Annotated in this window: 15 protein-coding genes; 2 read left to right on the top strand and 13 right to left on the bottom strand. The window is 66.5% G+C overall.

The window, feature by feature from the left end:
- Window positions 1-13: 13 nt before the first annotated feature.
- Entirely contained in the window at window positions 14-934 is a 921-nt protein-coding gene (locus NWF24_RS02040) for a 2-hydroxyacid dehydrogenase (protein WP_097197900.1), read from the bottom strand.
- A 94-nt stretch (window positions 935-1,028) separates the two neighbouring features.
- Here NWF24_RS02040 and NWF24_RS02035 point away from each other — a divergent pair, with 94 nt between their 5' ends.
- Window positions 1,029-1,343: an EthD family reductase gene (locus tag NWF24_RS02035; protein ID WP_093056743.1), complete on the top strand. Its 315-nt coding sequence runs from the start codon at window positions 1,029-1,031 to the stop codon at window positions 1,341-1,343.
- Between the two features lie 16 nt (window positions 1,344-1,359).
- On the opposite strand, the gene yfcF is transcribed toward NWF24_RS02035, so the two are convergent.
- From yfcF to NWF24_RS01985, 10 genes are all read right to left on the bottom strand, one after another.
- Window positions 1,360-1,992: a glutathione transferase gene (gene yfcF, locus NWF24_RS02030; protein ID WP_258352765.1), complete on the bottom strand. Its 633-nt coding sequence runs from the start codon at window positions 1,990-1,992 to the stop codon at window positions 1,360-1,362.
- Window positions 1,993-2,049: 57 nt separating this feature from the next.
- Window positions 2,050-3,033, bottom strand: a complete 984-nt coding sequence (locus NWF24_RS02025) for a DUF4349 domain-containing protein (protein ID WP_258352764.1) — start codon at window positions 3,031-3,033, stop codon at window positions 2,050-2,052.
- 69 nt (window positions 3,034-3,102) lie between these two features.
- Window positions 3,103-5,106 carry an acetyl-CoA carboxylase biotin carboxylase subunit gene (locus NWF24_RS02020; protein ID WP_258352763.1) on the bottom strand — a complete coding sequence of 668 codons (2,004 nt, stop codon included), beginning with the start codon at window positions 5,104-5,106 and terminating at the stop codon, window positions 3,103-3,105.
- Window positions 5,099-5,773, bottom strand: coding sequence for a DUF4126 domain-containing protein (locus tag NWF24_RS02015; protein WP_258352762.1), 675 nt, complete (start codon window positions 5,771-5,773; stop codon window positions 5,099-5,101). Before NWF24_RS02015 ends, NWF24_RS02020 begins: the two co-directional genes overlap by 8 nt.
- Before the next feature lie 12 nt (window positions 5,774-5,785).
- The gene (locus NWF24_RS02010) at window positions 5,786-6,289 is read right to left on the bottom strand and encodes an SMI1/KNR4 family protein (RefSeq protein ID WP_258352761.1); all 504 of its coding nucleotides are present in this window, start codon (window positions 6,287-6,289) and stop codon (window positions 5,786-5,788) included.
- 5 nt (window positions 6,290-6,294) lie between these two features.
- Window positions 6,295-7,095 (bottom strand): enoyl-CoA hydratase/isomerase family protein, encoded by an 801-nt coding sequence (locus tag NWF24_RS02005; RefSeq protein ID WP_258352760.1) that lies wholly within the window; start codon window positions 7,093-7,095, stop codon window positions 6,295-6,297.
- A 16-nt stretch (window positions 7,096-7,111) separates the two neighbouring features.
- A complete protein-coding gene (locus tag NWF24_RS02000; RefSeq protein ID WP_258352759.1) occupies window positions 7,112-7,975 on the bottom strand; it encodes an alpha/beta hydrolase family protein in 864 nt (287 codons plus the stop codon).
- A 22-nt stretch (window positions 7,976-7,997) separates the two neighbouring features.
- Window positions 7,998-9,620, bottom strand: a complete 1,623-nt coding sequence (locus tag NWF24_RS01995; RefSeq protein ID WP_258352758.1) for a carboxyl transferase domain-containing protein — start codon at window positions 9,618-9,620, stop codon at window positions 7,998-8,000.
- The gene (locus NWF24_RS01990; RefSeq protein ID WP_258352757.1) at window positions 9,617-11,296 is read right to left on the bottom strand and encodes an AMP-binding protein; all 1,680 of its coding nucleotides are present in this window, start codon (window positions 11,294-11,296) and stop codon (window positions 9,617-9,619) included. The genes NWF24_RS01995 and NWF24_RS01990 overlap by 4 nt, the downstream gene beginning before the upstream one ends.
- A 147-nt stretch (window positions 11,297-11,443) precedes the next feature.
- Window positions 11,444-12,616: an isovaleryl-CoA dehydrogenase gene (locus NWF24_RS01985; RefSeq protein WP_258352756.1), complete on the bottom strand. Its 1,173-nt coding sequence runs from the start codon at window positions 12,614-12,616 to the stop codon at window positions 11,444-11,446.
- A gap of 142 nt (window positions 12,617-12,758) precedes the next feature.
- Between NWF24_RS01985 and NWF24_RS01980 the strand changes: the two genes are divergently transcribed.
- On the top strand, window positions 12,759-13,787 hold the full coding sequence (locus NWF24_RS01980; RefSeq protein ID WP_258352755.1) for an AraC family transcriptional regulator: 1,029 nt from the start codon (window positions 12,759-12,761) through the stop codon (window positions 13,785-13,787).
- A gap of 75 nt (window positions 13,788-13,862) precedes the next feature.
- Here NWF24_RS01980 and NWF24_RS01975 read toward each other — a convergent pair whose 3' ends face one another.
- Both NWF24_RS01975 and NWF24_RS01970 read right to left on the bottom strand, forming a co-directional pair.
- Complete coding sequence (locus NWF24_RS01975; protein WP_093056754.1) at window positions 13,863-14,189, bottom strand: thioredoxin family protein; 327 nt, start codon at window positions 14,187-14,189, stop codon at window positions 13,863-13,865.
- Window positions 14,190-14,240: 51 nt separating this feature from the next.
- Window positions 14,241-14,933 carry an HAD family hydrolase gene (locus NWF24_RS01970; protein WP_258352754.1) on the bottom strand — a complete coding sequence of 231 codons (693 nt, stop codon included), beginning with the start codon at window positions 14,931-14,933 and terminating at the stop codon, window positions 14,241-14,243.
- Between the last annotated feature and the right edge of the window lie 22 nt (window positions 14,934-14,955).

Raw genomic sequence — 14,955 nt, 5'->3', positions numbered from 1 at the left:
GCAGCTTGTGCCGTCAGTAGCCGCGCGCGGGATCGACCACGCCGGCGACCGGCAGGCCCTGCTCCATCGCACGGATCTTCCCGGCGATCTGGGTGATGGACTCCTCGCGCAGCGTGCGCGCCGAGCCGTGCGGTGTCACGGTGATCTTGGGATGCCGCCAGAAGGCATGCTCCGCCGGCAGCGGCTCGACCTGGAACACATCGAGCGTCGCGCCCGCGAGCTGGCCCGCGTCGAGCATCGGAATGAGGTCGTCCTCCACCAGATGGCCACCGCGCGCGATGCTGATGAGATAGCCCTCGGGCCGCAGCTTGCCCAGCGTGTTGCGATTGAGGATGCCGCGCGTCGCCTCGGTCAGCGGCAGCAGGTTGACCAGCACGCGCGTGGACGACAGGAACTCGTCGAACTGCGCCTCGCCGCTGAACACTCGCACGCCGTCGATCTCTTTTGGCGAACGGCTCCAGCCCAGCACCGGAAACTCGAACTGCGCCACGGCCTTGGCCACGCGCTCGCCGAGCACTCCCAGGCCCATGATGCCGACCGGAAAGTCACGCCGCAGCTTCGGCTTGCGGTAGCTCCACTTGCCCTCGCGCGCATCGGCCTCGTAGGCGTCGAACTCGCGGAAATGGCGAATGAGCGTGTGGCAGACGTACTCGGCCATCTGCACCGACATGCCCGCGTCGTCGAGCCGCACGATGCGCGTGTGCGCCGGCACCTTGAGCTTGAGCAGCGCGTCGACGCCCGCGCCGATGTTGAAGATGCCGCGCAGCTTGGGCTGCTCATCGAGAAACTCCTGCGGCGGCGCCCAGACCACGGCATGGTCGGCCTGCGGCGCGCCGGGCTTCCATGCTTCGATGACGGCGTCGGGGAGTTCGGCCTTCAGGCCTTCGATCCAGGGGTCTGGGCGGTTGTCGGTGAGGTAGACGGTGATTCGCATGGGCACGCATCTTAGGTCGCGCCCGCGTCGCCCTCGGCTTGTGCGGGCACTGGCCATCTCCTATCCTCGAACGCTCACCTCAGGAGACCCCTACATGATCAAATTCAGCGTGATGTATCCCCACGCCCCCGGCGCACGGTTCGATCACGACTACTACCGCGAAAAGCACATGCCCCTGATCAAGGCCCGCATGGGCGACGCATGCCTCTCGTACACCATCGACAAGGGCCTTACCGGCGGCGCACCGGACTCCGCGCCCACCTACGTCGCCATGTGCCACGTGTTCGCCGAATCGGTCGAGGCCTTCCAGAATGCCTTCGGACCGCATGCGAAGGAGATCAGGGGCGACGTGAAGAACTACACCGACATCGCGCCGGTAATACAGATCAGCGAAGTGGTGGTGGGCTGACGGGCCGCCCTCGCCCTCAGCGCAGCGGCCGCTCCAGCGCCACCCAGCTCTGGACGGACGGCCGCTGCCACTGCCGGTCCGCGTACGACGCCAGCCGCTGCGGCACGGCGTCTCCGTTCATGACCAGGCGATTCAGCATCAGCGCCAGGTCGACGTCGGCGATGGACCACTCGCCGAACAGGTTCTCCGCGTCATCAGCAAGCAGCGCCTGCGCCACCTGGAAGAGCGTCTTCGCCGACTGGTGCGCCACCGCCGACAGCGGTGCGCTCGCCGGGCCGTAGAAGATCACCTCGGTCGAGCGCTCCTGCCGAATCGGCATCAGGTCGCTGCGAAGCCATGCCTGCACCTGGCGCACGCGGGCTCGGGCACGCGGCTCGGCCGGGTACAGCGCCGTTCCCTGCGCGAAGGTCTCGTCGATGTACTCGGTGATCGCGGACGACTCCGACAGAGAGAAGTCGCCGTGCACCAGCGTCGGCACGCGCTGTGTCAGCGACAGTTGCGAGAAGCCGGCCGCCCGGTGCTCCAGCGCCCCGAGGTCGACGGGGGACAAGTCGAAGTCCAGCTGCTTTTCATGCAGCGCCACGAACACCGACATGGCATAGGGGCTGGTGAACTGGGCATCCACGTAGAGACGTAGCGGATCCGGCATCGAGAAAGGCTCCTGCGTAAGAAAAAGGGCCTCAAACCGACCCTCCCGCGATCTTACTTACTTGGCTTCCCTGGCTGTGGCGCGGCGACGACGCCACAGCACGCGCACCAGCCATCCCACTGGCAGCACCACCAGCACCAGCCACGGCAATACCGCCGCGATGAAGGTGATCAGCGAGCCCACGCTTTCCGCCAGCACCGTGCCTGCATTGCGAAGCGCCTGCCGCATCGGGCTGTAGCCCTCGCCACTGCTCACCAGCGCGCGCTTGGGCGTGAACTGGATCTGGATGTGCTGCTTGCTGGTCTGCTGCGCCAGCACCTTGCGCTGCGTGGCGATGGCGTCGAGCTCGGCCTGCGTGTCCGACAGCGTGCGCTGGATGGCCAGCAGATCGGCCATGGTGCGCTTGGTGACGGTGTCTCGCAGCATCGTGCGCAGGCTGTCGCGGAACTCGGTGCGGTTCTTGATGCGGGCCTCGACGTCGATCACCTCGGCGGTCTTGTCCTCGCTGGTGGTGGTGTGCGAGACCACGTTCGCCACGCCGGCCAGGCCGCCGAGCAGCCTGTCGACGTCGGCGGGTTCCACGCGCATTTCGAGCATGGCGTTGCCGGGCTGCTGCGGTGTCTCGCGCAGCAGGGAGGAAGACAACAGCTCACACTTCAGCGAGCCGCACAGGTCGCGCACCTTGCCCCAGGCGTCGGCCAGTTGCTCGGCCGGCACTTCGACGTTCAAGTCCTGCCGCACGGCCAGGAAGCGCTGCAGCGGCGTGTTGTCCTGCGACTGGTCGGTGGCCGACGGTGCGGAGGCCGGTTCCGCAGAACGCATCCGCGCCTCCTTCCTCATGGCCATGCCACCGGCATAGCCAGCTGCAGCCTGCATGGGCGCGGGCGGCGGCGAGGCCGGCTCGGCGAGCGTGGCAGTCTCGTCGTTCCTGCGGTCGCAACCGGACAGCGACAGCGCGGCCGCCAGGGCCAGCAGGACGATGCCCGCGCGGTGGCGGGCAAAGAGGAAACGGGGCGAACCGGAAGGCGTGCGATAGGTCATGGAGAGTTCCCTTGAGTGATGACTACCGCAGCTGATACGGGCAGGCGCCCGGAACGGGGTTAAGTTTTTTCAGGCGGCCGCGGCACCCATTCGCAGCAACTCGTCGCCTTCGGCCACCTGCTCGCCCGGCGCGAACATCAGTTCTTCCACCGTGCCATCGGCCGGTGCTGCGATGGTGTGCTCCATCTTCATGGCCTCCATCACCGCCAGCGGCTGGCCGCGGCTGACCTTGTCGCCGGCCTTGACCGCGAAGGAAACGACCTTGCCCGGCATCGGCGCAGTGAGCCGGCCGCCTTCGGCCTGCGTGTCGCCAGCGTGGGCGAGGCGATCGATGGCGGTGATCTTCGTGGCGCCCTTCGACGCGAAGATGTGGGCCGTGGCGCCGTCGAGATGCACGTCGAGCGTCTGGCGATTGCCCGCGAACTCGACCTCGAATTCACCCGTCGGGAACTGGCCGACCACCAGCGGGCCTTCGGCGCCGCCGGCTTCGAGCCACAGGCTGCCGTCGCGCTTGTAGGTCAGCAGGGCGATCTGTTCTGCGCCGCGAAACTCGAAGTCGAAGCGGCGCAGGTACTCGCCGTGCGAACGCCAACCATCACGGCGGGCGAAGGGGTCAGGCATCTTCGCGGGCCATTCGGTGATCAACGTGCGCGTGATCGCGGCGGCCGCGGCCAGCGGCAGGCCCAGCGCCTCACGATCAAACAGCACGGCGCGCTCACGCTCGATCAGCGCGGTGTCGAGGTTGGCCTTCGAGAACGACTCGGTCGCCAGAATGCCGCGCAGAAACTGCACGTTGGTCGACACGCCCACGATCTGCACCTGCGCCAGTGCCGCATCGAGCCGGGCCAGCGCTTCTTCGCGCGTGGTGCCGTGCACGATCAACTTGGCGATCATCGAGTCGTAGAAGGGCGAGATCTCGCCGCTCTCGCGCACGCCATCGTCGATGCGCACGCGGCTGCGCTGGAAGGCCGTCGCCTGCGGCTTGCGGTACACGCGCAGCGTGCCAGTGGCGGGCAGGAAGTTGTTGTCGGGGTTCTCGGCGCAGATGCGTGCCTCGATGGCATGGCCGTGAATCTGCAGCTCCGACTGCTTCGCGGGCAGCGTCTCGCCCGAAGCCACGCGCAGTTGCCACTCGACAAGATCGAGGCCTGTGATTGCTTCGGTCACAGGGTGTTCGACCTGCAGGCGCGTGTTCATCTCCATGAAGAAGAAGTTCATCTCGCCGCCTTCGCGCTGCTCGACGATGAACTCCACCGTGCCCGCACCCACGTAGTTCACGGCGCGTGCCGCAGCCACGGCGGCATCGCCCATCTGCTTGCGCATCGCCTCAGTCATGCCGGGCGCGGGCGCTTCTTCGAGCACCTTCTGGTGGCGCCGCTGCACCGAGCAGTCGCGCTCGAACAGATAGACGTAATTGCCGTGCGCGTCGCCGAACACCTGGATCTCGATGTGACGCGGGCGCTGCACGTACTTCTCGATCAGCACCGCGTCGTCGCCGAAGCTGTTGATGGCCTCGCGCTGGCAAGAGGCCAGCGCAGCGGCAAAGTCTTCCGCCTTGTCGACCGCGCGCATGCCCTTGCCGCCACCACCGGCGCTGGCCTTGATGAGCACCGGGTAGCCGATGCGATCAGCCTCGCGCTGCAGCAGCTGCGGGTTCTGGTCGTGGCCGTGGTAGCCAGGTACCAGCGGCACGCCGGCCTTTTCCATCAGCTGCTTCGACTCGGCCTTCAGGCCCATCGCCTTGATGGCCGAGGGCGGCGGGCCGATGAAGACCAGCCCCGCGTCGGCGCAGGCCTGCGCGAATTCTTCGTTCTCGCTGAGGAAGCCGTAGCCCGGATGCACAGCCTCAGCGCCCGTGGCCTTGGCGGCTTCGAGGATCTTTTCCCAGCGCAGGTAGCTGTCCTTCGGGGCACTGCCGCCGAGATGCACCGACTCGTCGCAGGCACGCACGTGGTTGGCGTGCGCGTCGGCATCGGAGTACACGGCGACCGTGCGAATGGCCATGCGACGCGCGGTAGCCGCGACACGGCATGCGATCTCGCCACGGTTGGCAATGAGGATCTTCTTAAACATTCGGAGTGTCTCCCGGAGGATTCTTTTTCAGTTGGAACGCGGGCACCACGCCCGGATCGGGTCGGCCGCTGAAGATGCGAGCCACGCGGGCGAACAGCGCCCTGAGGAAACGCCAGCTCTTGCGGATGAGCCACACGCTCAGCACAAGCACCAGCACGAACAGCACGAGAAAGACGAAGGGGTGCGCCACCGCGAGCCACAGGCCCGCCGGCACCATCGTGTCTTCGACCAGCGAAGCGCCCACGTTCGAAAACGGCTCGGGCGATGTGTTGATGGCCGCGCGCGTCGTGGCCTTGGCCGCATGCGCCGTGGCCGCGAAACTGCCGCCCACCAGCGCCGCGACGACGGCCATCACGCCATGGTCGGCGCCGAACACGCTGGCCGCGAGCGCCGCGCCAGCCGGAATGCGGATGGCGGTGTGTACAACGTCCCACAGCGAATCGAGGCCGGGGATCTTGTCCGCGAAGAATTCGATGAACACCATGAAGCCGCTGGCCGCGATCACGACCGGATGCGCCAGCAACTGCAGCCCACTCGGCAGCGGCACCCAGCCGAAGTAGCCCACCACGCCGGTCAGCAGCACGACCAGGTAAAGCCGCACGCCGCTGGCCCAGCCGATGGCGGCGGCCAGTGCGATCAGCTGGGGCATGTCGAGGCTGGTGTTCATGGTGGCTCTCGCTCAGTCGAATTCGATGGTGCCGGCTTCCATGGAAGCGACGAGGTCCGCGAGCCATGCATGGACGGACGCATGTTCGACGGGGCGGTCTTCGTCCGCCTTCCAGAAGGCGATCAGCTGGCCGGCCTCGCCGCCGCCTTCGGCGTCGATGTCCACGCACAAGTGGCTGCCGCCGCCGTTCGACAGAAACGGCACCCAGCCGCGCCGCCACGTGGCCGGGTCTTCGAAGTCGGAGCCGATCATGTCGTCAAACATCTCCTTGGTGTCGGTGATGTCCTCGAGCGCGCTGAACATGCGGTTGTCCTGCAGGCTGTCGAAGCTGCTGTTCGGCTGGCCGTTGCGCCAGCGGTAGAGCGCGCGAAAGGCCTCTGGCAGCTTCAGCGAGAACTTCGCTTCGAATGCGTCGAGGTCAGCGTCGCTCACGCCGGGCTGCAGCACCGCGTGGTAGTCCGCGCGATGCGCGGCCAGCCACGCGTCCATGCGCTCGATGAGTGCGTCGTGCGCCATGGTGCTCAGGCCTTGTTAGTTTCCAGCCACGAGGGCTTGCGCTTCTGCAGGAAGGCCTGCACCCCCTCGCGGCCTTCGTCGCTCGCGCGGATGTCGGCGATGCCCTCGACGGTCTTCGCGATCAGCGCGTCGTCGATCTCGCGGTCGGCAACATCGGCAATCAGCTGCTTGCAGGCACGCACGGCCGCAGGGCTCGCGCCGGTCAATGCCTTCACGAGCTCGTCGACCTTGGCATCGAGCGCATCGGCAGCAACCACTTCATGCACGAAACCGATGCGATGCGCCTCGGCAGCGGTGAAACGCTCGGCCGTGAGGAAATAGCGCTGCGAAGCGCGCGTGCCCATCGCGCGCAGCACGTACGGGCTGATGGTCGCGGGCACGAGGCCGATCTTCACTTCGCTCAGGCAGTACCACGCGGTGTCCACGCTCACGGCCATGTCGCACGCGGCCACCAGCCCCATGCCGCCCGCATACACATCGCCCTGCACGCGCGCGATGGTGGGCTTGGGGCACTCGGCAATGGTGCGCAGCATCGCAGCCAGCTTGCCCGCGTCGGCGACGTTCTCGCTGCGCGTGTAGTCGGCCATGCGGCGCATCCAGTTGAGATTCGCGCCCGCGCAGAAGGCCGGTCCGTTGGCGCCGAGCACGATGGCCTTGACCTGCGGCGCGGCGCCGGCTTCGGTGAAGGCCTGCGTCAGCTCGGCGATGACGATGTCGTCGAAGGCGTTGCGTGCGTCGGGCTGGTCGAGCCAGATGCGGGCGATGGTGCCTTCGAGGGTCAGTTGCAGTTTTGTGTAGTCGCTCATGTCCGTTGTCTTGTCGTCATTGCAGGTGCCGGGGCAACCCCAGCTTCGCGAGGAACTGGTCCACCATCGGCACCCAGATGGCGGCGTTGTCGCGGCCTTCGAAGAAGGCATGGCCGTCACTGCCGTAGGGCGGAACGCCCTCGAAACGCACGTCGACGCCCTTGGCTTTGTAGGCCTCCAGCAGCCGCTTCGCCAATGCGGGGCCGAAGAAGTGGTCGTTCTCCGAATAGACCCACAACATCGGCACCTTGGTGGTCGATGCGTAGCGGCCGAAGGCATCGACCAGCTTCGCTTCGTTGCATACGTCGTCCGGCCCGCGCGAGCCGCGCCCGCCTGCAAAGTTGATGGTGCCGACCACGCCCTCGGGGTTCAGGCTCGACAACGCCAGCACACCGAAGCCACCGGCCGATTTGCCGAGCAGCACCATGTGCTGCGCGTCGGCATACGGCAGCGTGCGCGCGTAGTCGAGCGCGGCGCTGATGTCCTTCGCGGTTTCGAGGCCGGCCTGCACGTAGTCGGGGTTGGCGCAGCTGAAGTAGTTCTCGGCCCACGGCCCGTCGGACTTGCCATAGCCGCGCCGCAGCGGATTGATGACCAGGAAGCCGTGCTTCGCGAACATCTCGGCCTGCCGCGCATAGCGGTCCTGCGTCTTCGGAAAGTCGGCAGGCGAGCGCGGCGTGCCGTGGTTGATCACCAGCACCGGGAACGGTCCGTCGCCCTCTGGCCTGTATTCGGTGGCGGCCAGCTTGATGTGCGACTCGCCGAAGAAGCCTTTGACCGTCATCGGTATCTCGATGTCGCGGCGCGCCACGCTTTGCGCGTGCGCGCCCAGCGCTACGCAAAGCAAGGCGGCGATGAGTGTGAGCCGGCGCAGCGTCATGAGAGCGTTTCCGTCCCGAGCCTTACATGCGGAAGATGCCGAACTTCGGCTCTGGAATCGGCGCATTCCGTGCCGCAGCCAACCCCAGCGCCAGCACGCGCCGCGTGTCCGCCGGATCGATGATGCCGTCGTCCCAGATCCGCGCGGTGGCGTAGTAAGGGTGCCCCTGGTCTTCGTACTGCTGGCGGATCGGCGCCTTGAAGGCTTCTTCTTCTTCCTTGCTCCAGCTGCCACCCTTCAGTTCAATGCCGTCGCGCTTCACGGTGGCCAGCACGCTCGCGGCCTGCTCGCCGCCCATCACGCTGATGCGCGCGTTGGGCCACATCCAGAGGAAGCGCGGGCTGTACGCGCGGCCGCACATGCCGTAGTTGCCGGCGCCGAAGCTGCCGCCGATGATGATGGTGAACTTGGGCACGTTGGCGGTGGCCACGGCCGTCACCATCTTGGCGCCGTGGCGCGCGATGCCTTCGTTCTCGTACTTGCGGCCCACCATGAAGCCGGTGATGTTCTGCAGGAACACCAGCGGAATCTTGCGCTGGCAGCACAGCTCGATGAAGTGCGCGCCCTTCTGCGCCGACTCGCTGAACAGGATGCCGTTGTTGGCAACGATGCCCACCGGCATGCCCTCGATCTCGGCAAAGCCGCAGACCAGCGTGGCGCCGAAGCGCGACTTGAACTCGTGGAACTCGCTGCCGTCGACGACGCGCGCGATGATCTCGCGCACGTCGAAGGGCTTGCGCGTGTCGGTAGGGATCACGCCGTAGAGTTCCTCGCGCGGGAACGCGGGCGCGCGCACCTCGGCCTTGGCCGGGGCCTCGGCCGCCTTCGCATTGAGGTTGGCCACCGCCGAGCGCGCGAGCGCCAGCGCATGCAGGTCGTTCTGCGCGAGGTGGTCGACCACGCCCGACAGGCGCGTGTGCACGTCGCCGCCGCCAAGGTCTTCGGCCGTCACCACCTCGCCCGTGGCCGCCTTCACGAGCGGCGGGCCGCCCAGGAAGATGGTGCCCTGGTTCTTCACGATGATCGATTCGTCGCTCATCGCCGGCACGTACGCGCCGCCGGCCGTGCACGAGCCCATGACCACCGCGATCTGCGGAATGCCCTGGGCGCTCATGTTGGCCTGGTTGTAGAAGATGCGGCCGAAGTGCTCGCGGTCGGGGAACACTTCGTCCTGGTTCGGCAGGTTGGCGCCGCCCGAGTCGACGAGGTAGATGCAGGGCAGGCGGTTCTGCTCGGCAATCTCCTGCGCGCGCAGATGCTTCTTCACCGTCATCGGGTAGTAGGTGCCGCCCTTCACCGTCGCGTCGTTGCAGACGATCATGCAGTCGACGCCGTTCACGCGGCCGATGCCCGTGATGATGCCGGCGCCCGGCGCCGACTCGGCTCCCTTGCCGTCGAGATACATCGCATGCGCGGCCAGCGGCGCGATTTCAAGAAAGGGCGTGCCCGGGTCGAGCAGCTCGGCCACGCGATCGCGCGGCAGCAGCTTGCCGCGTGCCGTGTGCTTGGCGCGCGCGGCCTCGCCGCCGCCCTGCTCCACTTTCGCGAACTGCGTGCGCAGGTCGTCGACCATCGCGCGCATGGCTGCGGCGTTGGCCTGGAAATCCGCCGAGCGGGCGTTGAGTTTGGTTTCGAGTTGGCTCATGCTGTCTTTTCTTGGCTAAGGCCGAGTTGCTCGGTCATGGCATCGCGGATCTTGAATTTCTGGATCTTGCCGGTCACCGTCATCGGGAACTCGCTGACGAAGCGGATGTACTTGGGCACCTTGTAGTGCGCGATCTGGCCCTTGCAGAACTCGCGCACTTCTTCTTCGGTGGCGCTCTGGCCGGGCTTGACGATGATCCAGGCGCACAGCTCTTCGCCGTACTTCTTGTCGGGCAGGCCGACGACCTGCACGTCCTGCACCTTCGGGTGGCGGTACAAAAATTCTTCGATCTCGCGCGGGTAGATGTTCTCGCCGCCGCGGATCACCATGTCCTTGATGCGGCCGACGATGTTGACGTAGCCCTCGCCGTCCATGGTCGCGAGGTCGCCGGTGTGCATCCAGTGCTCGGCGTCGATGGCTTCGCGGGTCTTGGCCTCGTCGTCCCAGTAGCCGTGCATGACGGAGTAGCCGCGCGTGCACAGCTCGCCCGACTGGCCGCTCGGCATGACGGCACCGGTCTCGGGGTCGACGATCTTCACTTCGAGGTGCGGCTGCACCGTGCCCACGGTCGACACACGGCGGTCCAGCGGCGTATCGGTGCTGCTCTGGCAGCTCACGGGGCTGGTCTCGGTCATGCCGTAGGCGATGGTGATCTCGCTCAGGTGCATCTCGCTGACCACGCGCTTCATCACCTCGATAGGGCATGGCGAGCCGGCCATGATGCCGGTTCGCAGCGTCGACAGGTCGAACTCCTTGAAGCGCGGATGGTCGAGCTCGGCGATGAACATGGTGGGCACACCGTGCAGGCCGGTGCACTTCTCTGCCTGCACGGTCTCGAGCACGGTGAGCGGGTCGAAGCCGTCGTTCGGGTACACGATGGCCGAGCCGTGCGTAAGACAGGCCAGGTTGCCCAGCACCATGCCGAAGCAGTGGTACAGCGGCACCGGAATGCACAGCCTGTCGGCGGGCGAGAGCTTCATGCACTCGCCGATGAAGAAGCCGTTGTTCAGGATGTTGCGGTGCGTAAGCGTCGCGCCCTTGGGAAAGCCAGTGGTACCGCTGGTGAACTGGATGTTGATCGGGTCGGTGGCCTTCAGCGTCTTCTGGACCTGTGCGATGCGCGGGTCGCCGGCATCGCCGCTCGCGAGCAGTTGCGAGAAGCGCTGCAAGCCGGGCTGCTCGTCACCTTGCCCGGGTTTGTCGATCCAGAAGGTGTGTGCCAGCTGCGGCAGCTTCTTCGAACCCAGCTCGCGCAGCATGCCGAGGTAGTCGCTGGTCTTGAACTGCGCCATCGTCACCAGCGCCTTGCAGCCGACCTTGTTGAGCGCGTATTCGAGCTCGGAGGTGCGGTAGGCCGGGTTGATGTTGACTAGGACGAGGCCGACCTTGGCGGTGGCGATCTGCATCAGCACCCACGCCACGTTGTTGTGCGACCAGATGCCCACGCGGTCGCCGGGCGCAAGGCCGAGGTTCAGCAACGCGCTGGCGAGTTTGTTCGATTCGGCCTGCAGCTCGCGATAGGTGTAGCGCTGGCCTTCGTGGCGGCTGACGAGCGCCTCGCGGTCGGGCTGCATCGCGACCATGTCGTCGAAGAAGTCGCCGATGGGTTGTTCGATGAGGGGGACGTCGGTGGCGCCCTTGCCGTAGCTCTCGGTCAACGAAGCAGTCATGCTCATTTCCTTCCTTGTCTCCTTGCCTGGCTCCTTCCCCCTTTGGGGGAAGGCTGGGATGGGGGCAGGCGGCGTATGTTCAGCGCAGTGCTTCATCGAATGCCGCTTGCCCCCACCCCTGCCCTCCCCCAGAGGGGGAGGGAGAAACACAGCTTATGCCGTTTCAGCGAACAGCTCGCGGCCGATCAGCATCCGGCGGATCTCGCTCGTGCCCGCGCCGATCTCGTACAGCTTGGCATCGCGCCACAGCCGCTCGACCGGGAAGTCCTTCGTGTAGCCCACGCCGCCCAGCGCCTGGATCGCCTCGCCGGCCATCCAAGTCGCCTTCTCTGCGGAGTACAGGATGGCGCCGGCCGCATCCTTGCGGAAGGTGCGCGCATGGTCGTTGCGGTCGCAGGCCTTACCCACCGCGTACACATAGGCACGCGTGGCCTGCCAGGTCGAATACATGTCGGCCAGCTTGCCCTGCATGAGCTGGAACTCGCCGATGCTCTGGCCGAACTGCTTGCGCTCGTGGATGAAGGGCAGCACCGCGTCCATGCATGCAGCCATGATGCCCAGCGGGCCGCCCGAAAGCACCGCGCGTTCGTAGTCGAGGCCGCTCATCAGCACTCTCGCGCCCTGGCCTTCGCCGCCGAGCACGTTCTCTTCGGGCACTTCGCAGTTGTCGAAGAACAGCGGGAAGGTGTTGGAGCCGCGCATGCCGAGCTTGTCGAGCTTGGTGCCGGCGGAGAAGCCCTTGAAGTTCTTCTCGACGATGAAGGCCGTCATGCCGCGCGCGCCCATCTCGGGCTCGGTCTTGGCGTAGATGACCAGCGTGTCGGCGTCACCGCCGTTGGTGATCCACATCTTGCCGCCGTTGAGCACGTAGTAGCCGTTCTTCTTCTCGGCCTTGAGCTTCATGCTCACCACGTCGGAGCCGGCGTTGGGCTCGCTCATGGCCAGCGCGCCGACGTGCTCGCCGCTCACCAGCTTGGGCAGGTATTTCTTCTTCTGCGCGTCGCTGCCGTTGCGGTGGATCTGGTTCACGCACAGGTTGGAGTGCGCGCCGTAAGACAGGCCCACCGAGGCCGAGGCGCGCGAGACTTCTTCCATGGCCACGATGTGCGCCAGGTAGCCCAGCTCGGTGCCGCCGAATTCCTCTTTCACCGTCATGCCGTGCAGGCCGAGCTCGCCGAGCTTCTGCCAGAGGTCGTGCGGGAACAGGTTGTCGCGGTCGATGTCGGCAGCGCGGGGCGCGATTTCGTTGGCGGCGAAGTCCTGGATCGCGCTGCGCAGCGAGTCGATGGTGTCGCCCAGGTCGAAGTTCAGGCCGGGATCGTGCATGGGGTTTGTCTCCTCTGAAGGGGTCTGCGCGCAATGCCACCCGCGCTGGATGGCGCTTGCGAAAGATCGCAGCTTACGCCTCGCCGTGCCGCAATTGGCGCCACAATGGTTGCAAATCACGCCACGACTGATCCGCTGCACCATGTCGCCCCCGTCGTTCCTCAGACCCGCCCGCGCCGTCACGCCGATGGCCTTCGTGAGAGCTATCGTGCAGGGCTACGAGCGCTACGGCATGGACCCGGCCGAGGCCCTGAAGGCGGCACAGATCACGCCGCGCGAGCTGGCCCGGCCGGGCGCGAGGGTGACGGCCGCGCAGTTCGAGGTGCTGTCAGGCCACGCCATGCAGGAGCTCGACGACGAAACGCTCGGCTGGTTCTCGCGGCGCCTGCCCTGGGGCACCTACGGCCTGCTGTGCCGCGCCTCGCTGACCTCGCCCGACCTAGGCGTGGCCATCAAGCGCTGGTGCCGCCACCACCGGCTGCTGACCGAGGACATCGGCCTGTCGCTCGAAGTGGCCGGCGGCGTGGCCACGCTGCGCATCGCCGAGAACGTCCCGCTGGACGACGCCTTCCGCGAGTTCTGCCTGGTGACCACCCTGCGCTTCGTGCACGGCTACATGTGCTGGGCCATCGACTCGCGCATTTCGCTGCGGCACGCGAGCTTTCCGTTTGCCGCGCCGCCGCACAGCGACGCCTACCCGCTGATGTTCACGCCCGACGTGCGCTTCGACGCGCCGCAGGCGGGCATCAGTTTCGACGAGCGCTATCTCGCTCTACCCTTGCAGCGAGACGAGCGCGCGCTGCGCACCATGCTCAGGCGCGCGCTGCCGCTCACAATCCTGCAGTACCGGCGCGACCGCCTGCTGGGCCAGCGGGTGCGCGAACTGCTGCGTTCGCGCGCCAGCGAGGCCACCACGGCCGAGGCGCTGGCCGGGTTGCTCAATGTGTCGAGCCGCACACTGCACCGGCAGTTGCACGAGGAAGGCACCTCGCTGCAGGCGCTGAAGAACGAGGTGCGCCACGAAATGGCCATCGACCAGCTGCGCCGCACCACGCGGCCGATCAAACAGGTGGCGCTGGCGGTGGGGTTTCGCAACGAGAAGAGCTTTTCACGTGCGTTCCTGCAGTGGACAGGGCATGCGCCTCGCGACTTTCGGCAGCAGGGGCTGTAGCGGAGGGCGTTTGGGGCACGTTCGGGGTGCGTGCGGATGACACCGTCGGCGTGATCGCGCCCCGAGAATGACGCGTCAGCTGGGCTGCGCGATCAGCGCAAGCGCATCGGCAATGGATTGGCTGTCTTCAGGCCGCACCAGCTTCGCAACCTGCTTGCCATCGCGCATGAACACCAGCGTAGGCCACAGGCGCACGTTGAACGAACGACCCAGCGGACGCCCGCTGCCGTCTTCGACCTTGATGCGGCGAATATCCGGGTACTTGGCAAAGGCCTCGGCGATGTTCGGCTGCGCGGCCTTGCAGATGCCGCACCAGTTGGTGCCGAACTCGACCACGGCGGGGCCGGTGAGCGCGTCGATCTCGCTGCGATCGGGCTGCTCGGTTTTGTATTCGGAAGTCATGGGAAGTGGTTCCTGCGGCTCGGGAGTTGCGCCCTGCATTCCACCAGAAACTCAGGCCGCCTGCAGCCCGTAGCCCGAAAGCAGCGCCGGCAGTTCGGACATGTCGCTGAACACCTTCACCGCGCCCACGCTCAGCAGAGGGCCGGGGCCGCTGTGGCCCGATTCGCCGGTGCTGTAGCCGAACACAGTGGCTCCTGCAGCCACGCCGGCCATTGCGCCGGTAACGGTGTCTTCGACGATGGCGCAGCGTTTCGGGTCGACACCGAGGGCTTCCGCCGCGGCGAGGTACACGTCGGGGTGCGGCTTGGAGCGCGGCATCTCGTGTCCGCTGAAGATGCGGCCCTGGAAATAGTCGAGCATGCCGACCTTGGCAAGCTGCAGTTCGACCTTGTGGCGGTCTGCACCCGATGCGCAGGCAATGCGGCCCTTGAGCCTTGAATGGATTTCGCGGATGGCGGCGGGCGCGTGGGGAATGGCGACGAGGTCGCGCTCAAGTGCCTCATTGCGGCGGGCGCGGAAGGTCTTGAGCCAGTCGTCGGTGATCCTCACGCCGGTCTTCGTCTCGATGAGCGCAGCCTCGTCCTTCACCGCCTTGCCGGTGAAGGTGTTCATCGATTCCTCGGTCGTGATGTGCCAACCGAGCTCGCCGAGCATTTCGGCGAGCACGCGGTTGGTGATGGGTTCGGAATCGACGAGCACGCCGTCGCAATCGAAGAGAACGGCGGAAAAAGGAAAGGGGGTCATTGCAGTGCCGGAGTTCGGTGAT

Origin of the sequence: Variovorax paradoxus, assembly GCF_024734665.1 — a bacterium.
Lineage (GTDB): Bacteria > Pseudomonadota > Gammaproteobacteria > Burkholderiales > Burkholderiaceae_C > Variovorax.
The sequence above is the reverse complement of the archived record's forward strand: the minus strand, read 5'-3'. Positions and strand labels throughout refer to the sequence as shown.

Coding starts and splice junctions, on each gene's coding strand:
- NWF24_RS02040 (WP_097197900.1), bottom strand. CDS start 934: ATGCGAATCACCGTCTACCTCACCGACAACCGCCCAGACCCCTGGATC.
- NWF24_RS02035 (WP_093056743.1), top strand. CDS start 1,029: ATGATCAAATTCAGCGTGATGTATCCCCACGCCCCCGGCGCACGGTTC.
- yfcF (WP_258352765.1), bottom strand. CDS start 1,992: ATGCCGGATCCGCTACGTCTCTACGTGGATGCCCAGTTCACCAGCCCC.
- NWF24_RS02025 (WP_258352764.1), bottom strand. CDS start 3,033: ATGACCTATCGCACGCCTTCCGGTTCGCCCCGTTTCCTCTTTGCCCGC.
- NWF24_RS02020 (WP_258352763.1), bottom strand. CDS start 5,106: ATGTTTAAGAAGATCCTCATTGCCAACCGTGGCGAGATCGCATGCCGT.
- NWF24_RS02015 (WP_258352762.1), bottom strand. CDS start 5,773: ATGAACACCAGCCTCGACATGCCCCAGCTGATCGCACTGGCCGCCGCC.
- NWF24_RS02010 (WP_258352761.1), bottom strand. CDS start 6,289: ATGGCGCACGACGCACTCATCGAGCGCATGGACGCGTGGCTGGCCGCG.
- NWF24_RS02005 (WP_258352760.1), bottom strand. CDS start 7,095: ATGAGCGACTACACAAAACTGCAACTGACCCTCGAAGGCACCATCGCC.
- NWF24_RS02000 (WP_258352759.1), bottom strand. CDS start 7,975: ATGACGCTGCGCCGGCTCACACTCATCGCCGCCTTGCTTTGCGTAGCG.
- NWF24_RS01995 (WP_258352758.1), bottom strand. CDS start 9,620: ATGAGCCAACTCGAAACCAAACTCAACGCCCGCTCGGCGGATTTCCAG.
- NWF24_RS01990 (WP_258352757.1), bottom strand. CDS start 11,296: ATGAGCATGACTGCTTCGTTGACCGAGAGCTACGGCAAGGGCGCCACC.
- NWF24_RS01985 (WP_258352756.1), bottom strand. CDS start 12,616: ATGCACGATCCCGGCCTGAACTTCGACCTGGGCGACACCATCGACTCG.
- NWF24_RS01980 (WP_258352755.1), top strand. CDS start 12,759: ATGTCGCCCCCGTCGTTCCTCAGACCCGCCCGCGCCGTCACGCCGATG.
- NWF24_RS01975 (WP_093056754.1), bottom strand. CDS start 14,189: ATGACTTCCGAATACAAAACCGAGCAGCCCGATCGCAGCGAGATCGAC.
- NWF24_RS01970 (WP_258352754.1), bottom strand. CDS start 14,933: ATGACCCCCTTTCCTTTTTCCGCCGTTCTCTTCGATTGCGACGGCGTG.